10 protein-coding genes are annotated in these 18,416 nt (G+C 53.0%); all 10 read right to left on the bottom strand.

Translation table 11 applies throughout. The annotated features are described in order from the left end of the window. Nucleotides 1-329 precede the first annotated feature (329 nt). Nucleotides 330-998, bottom strand: a complete 669-nt coding sequence (locus DXC51_RS26055) for a 4'-phosphopantetheinyl transferase family protein (RefSeq protein ID WP_021636828.1) — start codon at nt 996-998, stop codon at nt 330-332. After that, nucleotides 999-1,226, bottom strand: coding sequence for an acyl carrier protein (locus DXC51_RS26050; RefSeq protein WP_021636827.1), 228 nt, complete (start codon nt 1,224-1,226; stop codon nt 999-1,001). Between the two features lie 13 nt (nt 1,227-1,239). Continuing rightward, nucleotides 1,240-2,901 (bottom strand): AMP-binding protein, encoded by a 1,662-nt coding sequence (locus tag DXC51_RS26045; RefSeq protein WP_117545722.1) that lies wholly within the window; start codon nt 2,899-2,901, stop codon nt 1,240-1,242. Next, on the bottom strand, nt 2,898-4,403 hold the full coding sequence (locus tag DXC51_RS26040; protein ID WP_021636825.1) for an HD domain-containing response regulator: 1,506 nt from the start codon (nt 4,401-4,403) through the stop codon (nt 2,898-2,900). Before DXC51_RS26040 ends, DXC51_RS26045 begins: the two co-directional genes overlap by 4 nt. After that, complete coding sequence (locus DXC51_RS26035; protein WP_049942201.1) at nt 4,400-6,277, bottom strand: sensor histidine kinase; 1,878 nt, start codon at nt 6,275-6,277, stop codon at nt 4,400-4,402. The genes DXC51_RS26040 and DXC51_RS26035 overlap by 4 nt, the downstream gene beginning before the upstream one ends. A 95-nt stretch (nt 6,278-6,372) precedes the next feature. Further along, on the bottom strand, nt 6,373-13,836 hold the full coding sequence (locus DXC51_RS26030) for a non-ribosomal peptide synthetase (protein WP_181970203.1): 7,464 nt from the start codon (nt 13,834-13,836) through the stop codon (nt 6,373-6,375). A 219-nt stretch (nt 13,837-14,055) separates the two neighbouring features. Continuing rightward, complete coding sequence (locus tag DXC51_RS26025) at nt 14,056-15,687, bottom strand: acyl-CoA carboxylase subunit beta (protein WP_021636821.1); 1,632 nt, start codon at nt 15,685-15,687, stop codon at nt 14,056-14,058. Between the two features lie 174 nt (nt 15,688-15,861). Next, nucleotides 15,862-16,986, bottom strand: a complete 1,125-nt coding sequence (gene glf, locus DXC51_RS26020) for a UDP-galactopyranose mutase (protein ID WP_021636820.1) — start codon at nt 16,984-16,986, stop codon at nt 15,862-15,864. 15 nt (nt 16,987-17,001) lie between these two features. Then, nucleotides 17,002-17,337 carry a transcriptional regulator gene (locus DXC51_RS26015; RefSeq protein WP_009256204.1) on the bottom strand — a complete coding sequence of 112 codons (336 nt, stop codon included), beginning with the start codon at nt 17,335-17,337 and terminating at the stop codon, nt 17,002-17,004. 223 nt (nt 17,338-17,560) lie between these two features. Continuing rightward, on the bottom strand, nt 17,561-18,409 hold the full coding sequence (locus DXC51_RS26010) for a MurR/RpiR family transcriptional regulator (RefSeq protein ID WP_035322138.1): 849 nt from the start codon (nt 18,407-18,409) through the stop codon (nt 17,561-17,563). Nucleotides 18,410-18,416 lie beyond the last annotated feature (7 nt).

The raw sequence follows: 18,416 nt of genomic DNA, 5'->3' as shown, positions 1-18,416 counted from the left end.
TTTTAGAGGAGGGAGGGAGGATTTCGTATGAGTTTTTGGCGGCGGGGCGGATGGGGGCAGGACGGACGGATGGGGGCGGTGTTTTCATGGGCCAGTCAGGCCGGGCATTGCGATGAGCCTTGGGCGAAAAATTGTGTCAGGGTCCTTCCACAATTTTTAAGTCTCATCTCCATGGCCTGAAGATGGTCCCATGAAAACACCGCCCCCATCCGTCCGTCCTGCCCCCATCCGCCCCGCCGCCAAAAACTCATACGAAATCCCGGCCGCCCTGAACTTATGTGATATGCTGGACGCTCGCAGAGATGCCTGTGTCCGGCCGGTTGTTTCACTCACTGTGTTTCGTAATGAATTATGACGTTATCGATGCGGGGGGCGCAGAGGGAGAGGCTGTAGTCTGGATGGAAGGGGATGGATTTCAGTTGGGCGCCGTTGATTTCGGCGGCGGGGGCGGTTGGGGCGGCGGCGGTGAAGGAGGCAAAGTTTTCGTCGATGCCCTGGCCGGTGTATTTGACGTAGCTTTCTTTGGCGGCCCAGATGTCGAAAAAGTCACGGTAGGCGCAACGTCGGAGGTATTCGTTTTCCTGGGGGTGGAAAAAACGGGAGGATATGCGTTCTTTTCTTCCTTTGGTGTGGAGCTGGAGATCCAGGCCCACTTCTGTGGGAGCCATGGCGCAGGCCCAGTATTCGCCGCTGTGGCTGATGGAAAAGTGGAGCCAGGGGCAGTCGGGAAAGTAGGGCTTGCCATGGCTGCCTTTTTGTGTGCGCCAGGATGGGGCGGGCGGCTGGCCGGGGGCGAATGAAAGACAGGCAGGGCTGTGCTGCGTCAGGTAGTGGGTGGCTGCGCGGGCGAGGAGGGCAGAGGAAAGGAGCTTTGCCTGTTGTTTGGGCGTATCCTCTGCCGGTATTTTGCCGGAGGCTCCGTTTTCATTTTTATTTTCGTTTTTGTTTCCTTTTATATGGTAGATATAGAGGACGATTTCCCCTTTTTGTGTTTCCATTTATACTTCAAGTCCTCTTTCCTGCATGTAGGCGATGACGTCCTTTACCTGATGCAGCTTCCAGACGTCCCGGGTGGGTATCGTCGTATCAAAATATTCCTCAAATGCGCTTACAATATTCATAAGTTCAAAAGAATTCAGGCCCAGATCCTGGACGAAGTCCGTTTCGTAGTTGAGATTCGTTTTTCCGGTAACGTGGAAAACAATCTTCTGAATGAGTTCCAGCACGATAAATCTCCTTTCAGACCATATGTCTTTTTATTTTTTTTGATGCTGTCTTTGAAAATTCCTGCTCCCTGATATTTACCATCTGGATTTGCTGGTAAATGGGCAGGTGTTCGTTTATGCTGTTGATTTCCGCCTGGAGCTGTTCCAGTATTTCATAGGAAGAAAGGCCCTTGGCGCGTTCCGGATCAGGGTATATGCTGGCGGCCAGCTTTACGTCGTCGGCGGATGCACCGCTGGCGGCCCCGTAAACGAGGACATCCTTTACCAAAGGGATAGCGCTGATTTTTTCTTCCAGCTTTTCGGGGGAAACCTTCTTGCCGTTTTTAAAAACTATGAGGTTTTTCTTGCGGCCGGTAATATAAAGGAAGCCTTCCCTGCTCAGATGGCCCAGGTCGCCGGTACGGAACCATTCGCCTTCCATAACCTCCGCGGTAAGCTCAGGAGCCTTGTAGTAGCCGTTCATAACGGATTTTCCGCGGACCCAGATTTCCTCATCCACGATTTTCACCTCGCAGCAGGGCAGCACGTAGCCTACGGAGTCCATATCGTAGGAATGGTTGCTGTTTACCGCCACCAGGGGGGAGCATTCGGTGATTCCGTAGCCCTGGAGGACGAGAATTCCCAGCAGGAGGAATTCTTCTGCGATTTCCCGGCTCAGGTGGGCGCCTCCGCATATGATGATGTGCAGGGAGCCAACGCATTTTTCACGGATCTCGTCCAGGATTTTACTGCGCTTATGGATGCCGACCCTGCGCAGGATTTTATGGATTTTGAGCAGGCGGCGCAGGCCGTCGGCCTTGCCTTCCTTCTCCGCATTGAGCCACAGCTGGTTATGGATGGCTTCGATCATGAGGGGGACGGTGAGCATGGAGTCGGCATGGGCCAGATGGAGATCGCGCATGACTGTTTTCAGATCACCGTTGATGATCAGCTGGGCCCCTCTGACCATAGTGGCCAGCACCGCGCAGGTCATGCCATAGGTATGGTAAAAGGGCAGGGAAGAGAAAACCCGCTGTTCTGCGGAAACATATACGCTGGAATCGCTGGCATTATGCAGGATGGCCTGATGGCTGAGCATAACCGGCTTGGAGGCGCTGGTAGTTCCTGAGGTGAAAACAATGGCTGCGGTCTGTCTTGCTTCAATATCCATACAGCGCCAGGGCTGCTTTCCGTCTGCCAGGAGCGCCCGGCCTTCCTCCCGCAGGCTGCGGCAGGTCAGCGCACTGCTGCCCTTCTGCTCGCCCAGCATGGCAAACAGCCGGATTCTTTCTTTTCCTTCGGGAATGCTTTCACAGATGGGAAGGCAGACATCGGAGGCAAATACGGCTTCGGTCTCGGCCATCTGCATCATCTGCCAGATACTGTCGTCCGCCTGTTCCGCGTCTATGCATACCGCAATTCCGCCGGATGCGGCGACGGCGAGGTAGGTGATGATCCAGTCATAGCTGTTTTCCCCTACCAGGGCGATATTTTTACCGGCCAGGCCGCGGTGGTAAAGGGCCTCCTTCAGCTGTCTCACATCCTCCGCAGTCTCACGGAAGCTGCGGCACATTTCCGTTTTATTTCTCAGGAACCAGGAAATCGCGGGTCTGTCACCGAACTCTTTTTCTATTCCCTCCATAAAGGCATCGAAGGTATCATAATGGGTTACCTGATTGCGCGGGAAATTTTTCATTCATTTTCTCCTTCTTCTTCAACTGCTTTGCCGGTTCCGTATTTCTCCATTGCTTTTTCCTCACCCATTTCATCCAACATTTCCAGGAAGGCGTCTACCACCTCGGGTGCAAACTGTGTCCCTTTTCCCCGCCGCAGTTCGTCCAGGGCCTGTGCCAGGGACAGATTGCTTCGGTAATGCCGGTGGGATGTCATGGCGTCAAAGGAATCCGCAACGGCAATAATTTTGGACTCCTCGGGTATTGCATCCCCCTTCAGTCCATCCGGATAGCCTCTGCCGTCAATCCATTCGTGATGGGAACGGACAATGGGCACCACATCGTTGAACAGGGTTATGGCGGAAAGGATTTTTGCGCCCTTGCCGGAATGCTTTTTGATGTTCGCATATTCCTCTTCGTTCAGCTTGTCCGGCTTTAAGAGAATTTTATCCGAAATGCCGACCTTGCCGATGTCATGGAACAGGCCGGCCAGACGGATTCTCTCTATGGTATGTTTATCCTTCTTCATCTGTCCCGCAATATCTGCCGCAATGGCGGAAACCCTGTCGGAATGGCCTCTGGTGTAAATATCTCTTTCATCCACGATGGTTCGCATGGCATTGATGATTTCCACATAGCTTTCGTTCAGCTGCTCGTAAGCCTTGGTCAGTTCTTCATTCTTGGTGCTGACCAGCCGGTGGAGCTGGCTGTTATGCAGCGCTGAGGATATCTGGCGGATATAGATTTCCATCATCTGCACCTGGACGTATTCCGGGGATACGCCCGGATCGGTTCCCAGGATTCCTATGATTTTATGCTCCTCATCCTCGATGGGCGCAAGCAGCATATCAGCAAGGGTGATAACCTTCTGCCCGTCAAAATGTGCGTTTTTTACAATATCCCGCACTTCCTCCTCAGTGATATCTCCCAGGAGGTGCAGTTCATTTTCCCCTTGGGAGGCTGTAAAATCCGATATCATGAGAAAGCTTCTGTCTCCCTGGAAAATATTCAGGGTGATACTGAGAATGCTTTCATAAATGGAACGGGTGTTGTCCAGATCATAAATCTGGGGCAGGGCCTCCATCATGAGGGACAGGCCGTTTTTATAATTCTGTATGATACGCATCTGGGAAATGGATTTTACGCAGGACTCCACAAGCAGCTCCAGCTGGTCAAAGCGGTCGCTTTTCTCGTAGTAGCCCTGTATATCCAGGTCGCGGATGGTTTTAATTGGCGGTGCCATGCTTTTATGTCCGGTCAGCAGTATGATGTAGATTTCTTTGTTGAATCTTCTGATTTCCTCCACCACCTGATCTCCGCAAACGGGAGACATCAGGAAATCCAGCAGCAGGATATCGTATTTTCCGTTTCTTACCTGTTCAATTGCCTGATAAGGGTCATTCACCACATCTACGTAATAGCCGGAGCGCTGGAAATAGGCCTGCAGCGTGGATGTCATGATATAATCGTCATCCAGCGTCAGGATTCGGAAATCTTTATGCAGCGTTCTCCTGTTTTTTCTCATTTTCCTACAGTTTCCCCCTTTGTTATGTTCTCTTCCTGTACTTCACTCTGCGGAATGGAAACGCCCACGACAGCGCCGCCTGCCGGATTGTCCTCTGTCCACATGGTTCCGCCGAATTTTCCTCTGACTACCGCATCGGAAATATAGAGTCCCAGCCCTGTGCCGTAGATACCTTTGCTGGTGACCATTTCTTTAAAGAGCCTTTCACGCACCCTTGCGCTGATGCCCGGCCCTGTATCCCTCACAAAAATCTTCAGTACTTCTTCGTCCTTTTTCACACCTATGGTTATGGTACCGCCTCCCACCTGCTTCTGCGCATAAATGGCGTTAGAGAGCAGATTGTTGAGCACCTGGACCAGATTGTTGATATCTCCCCGTATCACATAGATGCGTCCGTCTTCAATTTCCGTTGCCACACTGCAGCCGCTGCTCATCAGCTCATGCCGCATGAGGAGCATGCTGCGTTTTATCAATTCTTCTGTAGTAAAAGTGACCTCATCGCTGGTGCTGACACTGGCCGCCTGCCCCTTTATCGCCGTGATGATATCCGACATGTAGGAGGAGGATTCCCGGACCTTTTCAAACCATTCCTCCATCTCCCCATATATTTCCCGGTAATCGTCCGCCGTCACATCCGGGTCTTCCAGGCTGTCCCTGCATTCCTCAACCAGGTTTTCCACCGCCGAAATACAGCCGGATATGCTCATGATGGGTGTTTTAAGGTTATGGGCAAGTCCGCCTATCATCTGGCCCAGCGAAGCAAGCCGTTCCTGCTCCATCATTCTGGCCTGGCTGTCCTGCAGCTGCTGCATGCTTTTTTTCAGCTGGGTCACATCCTTGAAAATTGCCACAAAGCCGGAAAGGATTTCCCTGATATACAGGGGTGTCACATCCACCACGTAATAATTTTTCCTCGTGCCCTCTCCGAAATCAATGGTGATCGCCTGTTCGTAGGTGATGGTGGAGCCGCTTTCCTGGCAGGAGGAAACGGCTGTGAGCAGGTTGTAGATTGCCGTCTTTTTATAGACATCCTCTTTTTTCACACAGTCGCTCAAATACCTGCTTTCCGTAATGCCATAGCCTGAGGCCAGGATTTTTTCAAAGGGCTTGTTATAGCTGATGACCACGCCGCTTTCACTGAGCACCAGATAACAGTCGGAAATCCAGTCCAGCACCCGCTGCATGGCGATTGGCCTGATATCCAGAATATGCAGCTGGTATATGGCGATGCCGTTTAACACGATGGTGACGATAAAGCTCAGAGGCGTGGCCGTTATGGACAGGGTGCTTGTGACCGTAGCCACCACGCTCACCGTCAGCGGGCACAGGCAGCCGATGGTAAACATCAGGCACTGCAGCATATAAAGCCTGCTCTTGTTATGCAGTGCGAAATTGATCATCAGCGTCAGGCTGACCAGCTGGCAGAGCCAGCTGTAAAGCCCTGTCACCGCAATATACGGCCCGAACACTATCTCGCTTCTAATGGTGGAGAAAACCCGGTAATGCAGGTGGTGCAGCGGGTTGGTCCACACCACAAGGATGGTAAGCAGCGGGATAAAAAAGAGCCACATGCTTTTCCTTGGCATCTGCTCCCAGCCCTTGACAAAAATCAGGGCAATGCAGAGGCAGAATACCGGCATCAGCGCTCCCATAGTATTGGTCCAGGCATCCCAGAACATGAGCGCTAACGTATTATCCGGCTTCGTCAGCTTCATCCCCAGCAGGGCAATAACGCACAGTCCGTAGGAGCCAGCCAGCATGAGGTAAAATTTATGGATCAGCTGAAGCCTTTTTACTTTAAAACTCCAGATAAAAAATAATATGATTGCAATCAGCGCCGTTAAAAAGATGGCGGCAGAAAAATCAGATATCATTTTTGCTCCCATCCGCCCGCTTTAGTGGGCATTTTATTCAGGGAGGGTGAAATGCATTTCACCTTTGCTCCCATCTGCCCGCTTTGGCGGGCATTTTATTCACCGGAAAAAAGTCCGGCAAAGCCTTCAATCAGATAAGACGCATCGGGAAGCTTTCTGTCAAAGCCTGCCTTTTCCAGCATCTCCTGCGTTATTTTGCATTCTACACGGACCGCGGCTCCGGAGGTTTTCATACGGTTGACATAATCCAAAAGCGGCGCCAGGATATCCCTGTTTTCATCATTCAACCGCTGCAGGAGCAATCCGCCGTAAGCCTCATCCGGCACGATTTCCAGATCCGGCACAAGAAGCTGTGCCACCTGGGACATGGAGGGCGGGCAGGGATTCATCAGATGCAGTGCTGTGGCTTCCGTGTCCCACAGAGCCAGCACCGCTGCCGCGCACCAGTCCACCGGCGTCAGATCCACCGCCGGGCAGGACATGGAGCGGGATATTGCCCCCACGCAGCGGATCGCCCTCATAAGAAGGAACGCCGCATTGCTTTCCGGGTTCTTCTGGAATACATGATCCGAGCAGCGTCCCGTAATTCTGCCCAGCCGGTAGACCCGTGCATTCAGTCCTTCCCTCATAGCACGGTAAACCGCCGCCTCCGACAGGAACTTGCTCCGGATATAAACATTATCCTCCCAGTTCTGTCCGATGTAAAAATCCGCTTCCGTAAAGACCGCGTCCTCCCCCGGATGCTCCCGCAGGAAATCTCCGCCGATGCTGGCTGTGGATATGTGATAAAATACGGCTTCCGCCTCTTTTGCCAGCGCAAGCAGCATTTCCGTGCCTCCCACATTGGTATCCAGAAAGGCCTGCTCATTGGCAGTATAGTGCCTCACGTCCGCCGCGCAGTGGTATACGGCTCGGATTTCCCCCGCCAGCCGGTTCCATTCCGGACGCTCCATTCCCAAAAGGGGCCTGGATAAATCCCCTGCCGCAACCCGGATGCGTCCCATCTGGGCCGCCGTCCAGCCGGCGCCGAAATACCAGGACAGCGTCTCCCGCAGTCTGTCAATATCCCCGTTCCTTATAAGGCATATAATCCTTGTTCCGCTCTGGGAAAGCAGCTCCTTCAGCAAATGCGCACCGAAAAAGCCTGTGGCTCCGGTGAGAAGCACCGCCTTTTCTTCCCGGCCGGGCGGGTCGGGCAAAATCGCCGATGCCGCAGGAACCTGCGCGGGATATTCCGCCTCCCGCTCCCTGTCGTCCCTGTGCAGCCCGCTCCCGGATAACAGCTTCGCCTGGGCTGCCGCCGTGGGGTTTTCATAAAACTGGGCCATGGTCATTTCCATGCCCTCATTAAAATATCTGCTCAGCACACTGAGCGCCCCAAGAGAGGTTCCGCCCTGTTCAAAAAAGGATTTTTCCGCACAAATGTCGTTTTTCCCCAGAATAGCCGACCAGATTTGCAGGATTTTCTCCTCTGTTGCAGGTTTCACCGACATTTTCCCTGCCTGCTCCGCAGAAGATCCTGCCGGATATGTTTCAGAAAATTTAACGGAAGCCTCCTTGAACGGAAGCTTTTCCGCTGCAGCTGTCCTTTCTTCGGTAAACGCGCCTTTTTCCCACTCCCGCTTTAAAAGCAGCAGATCCGTCTTCCCATTATCTGTTATAGGAAGGCTTTCCAGCCGGCAGAAAGAGGAAGGCACCATATAATCCGGCAGGCAGCCACGCAGCCACCGGCGCAAGCATTCCGCATCCCCGCCGCCATCCTCCGCTTCCGTATAAAAAGCGATCAGCTCCGACGCCCCGTCCGGTTTTTCCACGGGAATCACCGCCGCCCGGGCAGCCGCCCCCGATTCCAGCATGGCGTTGGCAATTTCACTCAGCTCCACTCTCTGGCCGTTGATTTTTACCTGCCCGTCCCTGCGGCCAAGGAAAACAACCCTTCCGTCCGCGCGCAGCCGGCCCAGGTCACCTGTTTTGTACATCCGCTGCTGCGGGAAATAAATATCCGGGTAAAAGGCCGCCTCCGTCAAATCCTCACGTCCGATATAGCCTTCCGAAATACCTTCCCCGGCCAGGTACAGTTCTCCTTCCGCAGTGGGCATCACCGGGTTTCGCTCCTCATCCAGCAGATATACCCTGCAGTTGGAAAGGGGACGGCCGATGGTGATTTCTTTTCCCGGCGCCACCTCCTCCACAGTGGCGCATACCGCCGCCTCCGTAGGGCCGTACATATTCAGCAGCCGGCTTTCCGGACAAATCCGGAAGAACTGCTCCGCCAGCGTTTCCGTCAACGGTTCCCCGCCTGAAATTACCAGCTTCAGGCCAGACGCCGCGTTCCGGAACGCTTCATTTCCAAGGCACAGCTGCAGCCGTGAGGCCGTCAGCTGCATAAACTTTGCTCCGGTGGCGCCAATAAGCTCCGCCAGCCGCCAGGGAAGCACCATCTCCTCTTCATCCGCCATGACCACAGGATTCCCCATCGCCAGCGGGAACAGGCTTTCCACTATAAAAATGTCAAACATCATGTTGGCGGTACACAGTACCGGCCCTTTCACATCCGCCATGAGCATTTTCATGTTGGCAAACAGATTGGACAGGCTGCGGTGGCGCAGCATGACTCCCTTTGGCCTGCCGGTGGATCCTGAGGTAAATAGAACATGGATCAAATCCTCCCCGTTCACGCCCGTTTCCTCCCAGGAACCACTGTCCATCTGAGAGGAAACAAGCACGGGAAGCTCGGTTTTATTAACAAGGCTTTCCCTGCTTTCCTGATCACAGAGCACAAACGCCGCACCCGCCGTTTCCAGGATATAGTCCGTCCGTTTTGCCGGAAGGGACGGGGACAGAGGCACATAAGCGCAGCCGGCCTTAAGAATCCCCAGCATACCGGCCAGAAGCTCAGGCGTCCTTCCAAAACAAAGCCCTATCCGGTCACCTCTGCTTACCCCGGCTGCATGCAGCCCGCAGGCAATGGAGCCAGCACGCCTGTCCAGCTCCTGACAGGTTATTTTTTCCCCATGCCAGATCACCGCCGTTTCCGACGGATACATTCTGGCGCGGTTGCGTATCATCTGATGGATGGGCTGGTTCAGATACGGCATATACCTGTAATTGGGAATTTCAAAAAGCTCCATCCGATCGGCCACATCCACTATGGGCACCTCACGGATTTTTTCCGCGCTTCCGTCCGTAAGCCCCCTTACAATGCTTTCCATGCTTCTGCCATACAGCCGTATGGTTTCCTCCTCAAACAGAGAAGAGGCGTACTCAAACTGCAGCTGGTATTCTTCTTTTTCAAAAACCAGTTCTACGAACAGCTCTGTCTTTGCCGCCCCCGTAAACAGCGGCACATATTCCACTGCCTCTCCCGCCAGCGTCAGACTGCCGGCTTCAAAGGGACGCATGGAAAAGGCCGCCTGATACAGCGGGTTTTCGGATAAGGTCCTGGGAAGCCCGAGCATGGAGATCATTTCCTCCAGGGAACAGTCCGGATGCTCCAGCATCCCTGTTACCTCCTGCCTGATCTGCTGCAGATACCTGCCAGTTTCCTCCTCTGCGTCCACCCGCAGACGCAAAGGCATGGTACTGATAAACGGTCCGCAGATTTCCTGCAGCTGCCTTTGATTCCTGCCCGCCACCGGCGTTCCCACAAGCAGCTCCTTTTTCCCCGCAGCCGCGGAAAGCAGGATACCGTATGCTCCCAGGAACAGCATGTAGGGCGAAATGCCGTTCTGCCTGCACCACTGCGTGCACTGGCCGCTCAATTCCCGGGAAATGCGGTGCACATAATTTTTCCCCTGATAATCAAACTGCGATGGACGTGTTTTATCCGCAGGCAGAAGCAAAGGCTCCGGCAGAGGAGACAGATGCTCCCTCCAGTAGTCCCTGTCAGTGGTTTTTTCTTCCATTCTGTCCCGGGACTGCCAATAAGCGTAATCCAGATAATCCACGTCCCCCGAAACAGCCTCCCCGCCCTCATAGCAGCGGTTCAGCCTCTCCAGCATCAGGGGCGTGCTCATCCCGTCCCCGATAATATGATGCACATCCAGGAAAAGGAACTGCGTCCCCTCCCCGTCCCGCCACAGTCCCGCCCTCAGCAGGGGCGCTTTATCCAGGGAAAACGGCCGGATAAACAGCGATGCCGCCTGCTCCAGGGTATCCCCTTCAAGCTGCGCAAGCGTAAAAGCCGCCTCCGGCATTACCTTTGCAAAAATACCGTCATCCTCCTGGACAAAGGCCGTACGGAAAATCCGTTCCCCGGCAATCAGCCTTTCAAATGCCTGCGCCAGCCTTCCGGCATCCACAGGCTTCTTAAGACAAAAGGCTCCCGGCATGTGATAGGTGAAGCTCTCCGGCGCCATGCAGGACTGGACATAGATTCCCTGCTGGATGGGAGTCAGGGGATAACGGTCCAGGCCGGGCGCGGGCTGCAGCTGCCGCACCGGCTTTTTCACCGCTTCCTTTTCCCCGCCGATGTACCGGGCCAGACGTCCTGCCGTACGGCAGGCATACAGATCGGAAATCCGCAGCCGCCTTCCCACAGCATCTTCCACTCCGGCAAGCACCTCCATGGCATTCAGGGAATTCCCGCCGCACAGAAAATAGTCGCTTTCGATTCCCATCTCCGGCTGCGCCAGCACCTCCCGGAAAATCTCCAGGATCTGCAATGAAAGCCCGTCTTGCGCCCCATCCATGGCTCCCATCTTTTCCTCCGGCGCAGGCAGCCTGTCCTCGTCCACCTTTCCCCTGGAGGTGAGCGGGATTTCCTCCAGACGGATCACGCAGGAGGGAATCATGTATTTCGGCAGCCGGGAAGCGGCAAACGCCAGCAGCTCCACCTCCGGGATTTCCTCCGGCGCACAGTAATAGGCGGCCAGGATCAGCTGGCCGTTCAGTTCCAGCACCTTCGCCGCCGCTTCCCTCACTCCCGGGTAAGAGGCAATGCAGTCCGCCGCCTCCTGCGGCTCGATGCGCAGCCCGCGCAGCTTCACCTGACGGTCCAGCCTTCCGGACAGCATAATTTCCCCTTCCGCCGTCCAGCAGGCGATATCCCCGGTGGCATACATCCGCTCCCCTGCTTCAAATGGATTCTCCAGGAAGCTTTTTTCCGTAAGCTCCGGTGCGTTCCTGTAGCCTCTTCCCACACAGACGCCGCCGATAAACAGCTGTCCGTAAACGCCTGTCGGCAGAGGGTTCATCCACCGATCCAGCACATACATGCGACAGCCGGGAAGCGGCCCGCCGACGGTAATTAAGGACGCTTCCCCCAGTTCCTTCATGCTCACCGCCACCGTGGTTTCCGAAGGGCCATACTGATTGTAGATTCTGGCATTGGTACAATTTTTCAAAAGCTTCAGAAGCTCCCCGGTAAAAGCTTCCCCGCCGCATATAATCCGTTCCATCTGTCTCATGGCCCGGCAAAAGGAGGGATCCCTTAAAAAAGCGGTCAGGCGGGAGGGCGTTATGGACAGAAAGCCCACCCCATAGCCGGCAATCAGCTCCGCCAGCCGGCGCGGGGATTCCTGCTCCTCCTCTCCCGGCAGCACCACTGTCCTGCCGTTTAAAAGAGCGGCCGTGCTTTCCAGGGTAAACGCGTCAAAGCCCACATTGCAGACGGAAAGAACCGCTCCCTTTCCGTAAACAGGCCCCATGGCCTTTACAAGGTTAAACAGGCTGCGCTGGGTGATTTCCACGCCCTTAGGCTCCCCGGTGCTTCCGGAGGTATATACCACATAAGCCAGATCCTCCGGCTTTGCCCGAAACGGCGCTTCCTCCTCCCCGTCAGGATAAAAACGCCCCTCTTCCAGATCCTCCATCAGCAGAAGCCGCATATCCCCCGCCTCTGTGCCAAGCCGTCCCGCCTGCGTCCCATGCGTAATAAGCACGCCCGCGCCGCTCCTGCGGTAAATATCCCCAATCCGCCCGGCAGGAAGCTCCGTGGACAGCAGCAGATACGCATTCCCCGAACGCAGAGTTCCCATCAGTGCGGCAAACAGCGCAAAGGTGCGTGGAAGCAGAATGGCCGCCACCCCTTTTTCTTCCCCGAAAATACGGTTCAGCCCCCGGGAAACAACGCCCGCCTGCTCTGCCAGCCCGGAATAGGTCAGCTTTTTCCCACCACAAATAGCCGCAACACGTTGCGGATAATCAGAAACCGTCTGTTCAAAGACCTGATAGAGATCTTTTTCTTCCAGATATTTTTCCGTATTATTAAAGGTATAGAGAACCTTTTCCCGTTCCTCCCTGCCAAGCACGGCCAGGCGGCACAGGGGCCTGTCGGGATTATGCAGGGCCTCCATAAGGATATTCACCAGGCTTTCATGGAGCCCGGCAATCTCCTCTCCCGTAAAAAACTGGGACAGATAATCGTAATCCACACAATACTGCTTATGGCTTTCCATATTGCTCAGATGGATGCACAGCTGCTCCGCCTGGCAGCCGCTGTAGTGCCACCTTCCGGAAAATACCACAGAAGCATCCCTGCTCTCATATACCTTGCTGTCCTGGTAAGAGAGAGCAACTGAAAAAAGCCTGTCCGTCCCGTCTCCTTTTTCCCGGGCAAGCTCCAGGATATGGGAAAAGGGAAAGCGCTGATGGCGCAGCAGTTCAAACCACGCCTCCATCAGTTCTTCGTTGAACTGGTTCAGCGTCCATTCGTCCTGTATTTCATTAAAAAAGGGAAGGGTATTTACGAACATCCCCGTACTCTGCTTAAATTCATAGCTGGTACGGTTGAAAATAGGAACGCCGATGGTAAACCGGGAAGCCCCGCCGATACGCCGGAAATAGATTGCCAGCGCCATATAGAATACGGCAAAGGGCGCCACCCTGTTGTTCAGGCAGTACAGATAAATGGCATGATTAAGCACCTGCGGCAGGCGGAAGCTCATTCTGCGCCCCACAGGGCTGACCGCGGCGCTTTTTACAGACTTGATAACGGAAGGTTCCCCGGCCTTTTCCACCTGTTCCTTCCAATATTCCAAATCTCTTTTGTAAGCTCTGCCCGAAAGGTAATCCTCTTCCTCCCTCACATGCAGCTCATAGTCCGGGATCTGGTAAGGCTCCGGCCTCTCTCCCGCAAGCAGCTTCAGGTAAGTCTCCGCGATCCGGTTGCACACCAGCATCTGGGACCAGCCGTCCGAAATGATATGATGAATTTTCAGGAAGATGCCGCCTGTATTTTCCCCTGCCCCAAACAGGGCAAAACGATACAGGGGGGCATCCAATACCGGAAGCGCCTCCCTGCTCATCGCAGTTTCCCAGCTTTCAATTCCTTCCTGATCCGTATGGGAAAAATCATAGATATCAAAACGCTCTTCACCGCAGGGGGCAAAATACTGCACAGGCTTACCGTCCTGGAGCGTAATCCGGGTCCGCAGCGTAGCGTCCGCCTTCAAAACAAGCCGGATGCTCTCCTGTAAAAGCGCGAAGTCGATCCTGCCCCGAATACTTACTGTCGTACTGATATGATTGATTGATGTCCCTGGATAAGCCTGTTCCAGATTCCAGATATTCTGCTGGCTTCTGGACAGGGCAAATACTTTATGTTTCTCTGAATCCAATGCTTTTCCCGTCCTTTTTAACCAGTGCCGGGAAACCCGGGCACCAGTCACTCCTCTGTCCCCCTCAGGGAGACGCTGTCTATTATGCATACATTATATTTATACCGTTTTTTCTGCATAAAAGCAACGTAATTCGCTATATTGTGGGAAAACGCGCTGTATAATAAAAAGAAATATCTTACTTGATACTGTAATATCATTCCTACCCGAATGTTATCCTTACAGAGGGATATTGCCGTGCTTTTTCTTCGGGGCCTCTTCCTTCTTTCCCCGGAAGGCCTTCAGTGCGCACAGCAGCTTTTCCCTTGTCTCCTCCGGCTTAATCACCTCATCCACAAAGCCTCTGGCCGCCGCCACATAGGGGTTCAAAAAACGTTCCTCATATTCCCTGATGCACTGCGCGCGCATGGCCTCCGGATCGGAAGCGGACTTTATTTTCCGTTTGAAGGCGATGTTGACCGCGCCTTCCGCGCCCATAACCGCAATCTCCGCAATGGGCCAGGCATAGACATAGTCCGCGCCCATTTCCCTGGAGTTCATGGCAATGTAAGCGCCGCCGTAGGCTTTTCTCATAATCAGTGAAATCTTAGGCACAGTAGCTTCGGAATACGCATACAGCACCTTCGCTCCGTGGCGGATGATTCCGCTGTGTTCCTGCGCGGTTCCCGGCAAAAAGGCGGGCACATCCACCAGCGTCAGAATGGGCAGGCCGAAGCAGTCGCAGAAACGGATGAAGCGGGCAATTTTATCGGAAGCATGGTAATCCAGGGAGCCGCCCATGACCGCAGGCTGGTTCGCCACAAAGCCCACAGTTTCCCCCTCCATCCTGGCAAAGCCCACCACTGCATTGGGAGCGAATTCCTGCTGCACCTCAAAGAAGCTGTTCCGGTCCGCAACACATGCAATGACTTCCTTTACATCATAGGAACGCCTGGAATTATCCGGCACAATCTCTTCCAGCCCGGCACAGGGATTCTCCGTCCCCTTTTTCCCGCTGTGGATGCGCCGGCCCAGATGCCCCACATGCTCCAGCACTTTATTTACGTTCTTTGCCAGCGCCCTTTTTTCCTCCGGACGGATGACCGGCGCTTTTTCTTCAAAATTGGAAGGCAGGTAGTTCAGGAGCTTTCGCACTCCCATCAGGCACTCCCCTTCCGTATCATAGGTAAAATGGGAAACGCCGCTCTTCCTGGCATGCACTTGCGCACCGCCCAGCTCTTCTACCGTTGTTTCCTCATTGATAACCGTCTTCACCACATTCGGCCCGGTAATGAACATCTTGGAGGTCTCCCTCACCATGAAAATAAAATCGCAGATAGCGGGCGCATAGCAGGCGCCGCCGGAGCAGGGGCCAAGAATCACCGCAATCTGGGGAATCACGCCGGAGGCCTTGGTATGACGCAGGAACATGCCCGCATAGCCGCTTAAGGAGCTGATGCCTTCCTCAATCCTGGCTCCGCCGCTGTCATTGATGCATACAAGCGGGGCCTTCATCTCCATCGCCATATCCTGCAGACGGCAGATTTTCATGGAATGGTACTCGCCCAGCGTTCCTCCGATTACCGTAAAGTCTTCACTGGCAGCGAAAACAAGCCTTCCGTCCACGTAACCGTAGCCGGTCACCACGCCGTCCCCCGGCACCCTTCTTTTATCCAGATCAAAGTCATCAATCCTGGATTCGATAAAAGCGTCCGTTTCCACAAAGCTTCCCTGATCAAATAAAAGCTCCAGCCTCTCCCGCGCGGTGAGCTTTCCTCCCGCATGCTGTTTATCTATCTTAGACTGTCCGCCGCCCAGCAGCGCCTTCTGTCTTCTTTCGTCCAGATTCCGGTTTGCCTGTTCCCAATTCATGTGCAGTCCTCCTGAATTTCTTGTTAATCTAACTATTTGAATATTTAATAGTTTGATATTCAAATTATTTAAATAATATTATAGCACGGCCTGAAAAAAGTGCAATCTTTTTTTCAGCCGTGCTTATACTTTTATCCTTACAGTCCGAAAAACAGCCTGTTCGGTAACCGGGATTTATTCTGCCGCAAGCTCACTGCGGACCATATCCAGCGCCGCCCGTATGACCTTATCCATATCATAATAACGGTACTGCCCCAGCCTGCCGCCGAACAGCACATTTTTTTCTTTTCCGGCCAGTTCCAGGTATCCGGCATACAGCTTTGTATTCTTTTCATCATTTACCGGATAATATGGTTCGTCCCCTCTGCGCCACTCTGCAGGGTATTCCCTGGTAATCACCGTACCAGGCTGTGTCCCGAATTCAAAATGCTTATGCTCAATAATCCGGGTGTAGGGAACCTCCCGTTCCGTATAATTGACCACTGCATTTCCCTGGAAGTTATCCACATCAGGAAGCTCCTGTGTTTCAAACCGGAGGGAACGGTATTCCAAAGCGCCCAGGCAATAATCAAAATATTCATCTATCATTCCTGTATAGAGAACCTTGTCCCAGGTGCACGGCTGCGCGCTTTCTTCGTTTTCCTTCAGGAAGTCCCGGTAGGTAATGCCGGTGCGCACGTCGCTGCCCGCCAGCATTTTCTCCACAATGGCGGTATAGCCGCCCTTGGGTATTCCCTGATAAGGATCATTGAAATAATTATTATCATAACGGAACCTCAGGGGCACCCGCTTGATAATAAACGCAGGGAGCTGGGTACAGTCCCTCCCCCACTGCTTCTCCGTATATCCTTTAATCAGCTTCTCGTAGACGTCCCTGCCCGCCAGGGAAAGGGCCTGTTCTTCCAGGTTCTTCGGTTCTCCGATATGCAGATCTCTGATCTGCTCCGCAATGATGGCCTTGGCTTCTGCGGGCGTCCGGATTCCCCACATCCTGCTGAATGTATTCATATTAAAGGGCAGGTTATAAAGCTCATCCTTATACACTGCCAGGGGTGAATTAATGTAATTGTTGAACTCCGCGAACTGTCCTACATAATCCCATATCTCCTTATCGGAGGTATGAAAAATATGGGCACCGTACTTATGTACCTGGATGCCCATACTTTCTTCCGTGTAGATGTTCCCGGCAATATGCTCTCTTTTGTCGATCAGCAGACAGGTCTTGCGCTCCCGCTGCATCTCGTACGCAAAACAGGCGCCAAACAGCCCTGTTCCGACAATCAGATAATCATAATGCATGGATAATCTCCCTCATTATTTTGCTTTGTATTTCTTGATCTGTACAAAGTCGTCCATCAGGCCGAGAATCTTGTCCCTTCCCTCCTGATTCAGCTTCACGTAGTACTGCATAACGCGGTTCTCAAGAAGCTGCTCACTAATGGTAGTATCTCTTTCCAGAGAACTGAAGTCTACCGGATTCAGGTTAAGCTTGTTGCACATTTTGATGACTGTGCCGTAAGCCATTCCGTCAATCCCTCTCTCCAGCGCCGTAACCAGAGTACTATAAGGGATCTGCATTTCTAATGCAAACTGCCTTACGCTTCTGTACTGGCTTAAAATTTCTTTTTTCAAGATCTGTGCTTTGGTCATTTCAAATCCCTCCATTACCTTTTAACCCTTAGGTTTTGCATTGATTATTGTACACTATCTACCTTTCATTTTGCAACATTTCTTTTGAAAAATAAACAAAATTTCGAATATTTTAATAAATTGGTCATAATTTGCTATAAAATGGCCCTGAAAAGGCAAAAACTGTAACTGTTCTGACTAATTTTCGCCCCCATCTGCCAGATTTTTCGCGTTTCATACATCTTCAATATAATTTTTCCACCACCGATTGGGAGGTTGCTTCATTATTTCGTTTACATTCCCTGAAATTTCTTTCATAATATTCCTGATACAGCAGATCAATGAGGTAAAGCTGGCTCATTTTGGCCTGCATGGAGCCGCCCTCAAGCGGGCCTTCATTGGATCCGCACAGCAATATGGAGTCACAGTAAGCAGTCAGGGGAGATTTTTTAAAATGGGTAATACAGGCAATGCGGGCGCCGGACTCCTTTGCCACCTTGGCTACATGGATATTGTCCTTGGTCGCCCCGGAATAGGAAATAATCACAATCAAATCTTCCTTGCCGCAGAGGGAGGCCGCCATGGACTGCATATGGGGATCCGTAATGCAGCTTACCTTGTTGGTAACGCGGAGGAATTTATTCCTGGCTTCCTCTGCCGTCAGAAGGCTGTCGCCGATCCCGAAAAAATGAACCCGCTCCGCCTTTTCAAACATATCCAGCGTTTTTTCAAAATTATCCCTGTCAAGAAGCATGTAGGTTTCCTTAATCGCTTCCATATGAAGCTCCATAATCTTCTCAGCCATGCTTCCCAGATTGTCATACGGCGACTGTGGGGAAGGCTTTGCCGGCGCTGCCGCCGCCTGGCTTAAGGACATTTTCATCTTAAATTCCTGATAGCCCTGGAGCTTCATGGTACGGCAAAACCGGTACACACTGGTGTCGCCCACCCTGCATGCATCCGCCAAATCCGTAATCGACATATACAGCACACCGCTCTGGTTTGCTATGACGTAATCAGCCACCTTTTTTTCCGCCTTGGTGAACTGATTGTAGGATGCCTTAATCTGTAGGATAAAATTGTCGCTGTTCACACTGCCC

The sequence above is a fragment of the Eisenbergiella massiliensis genome, assembly GCF_003435485.1.
The sequence above is the reverse complement of the archived record's forward strand: the minus strand, read 5'-3'. Positions and strand labels throughout refer to the sequence as shown.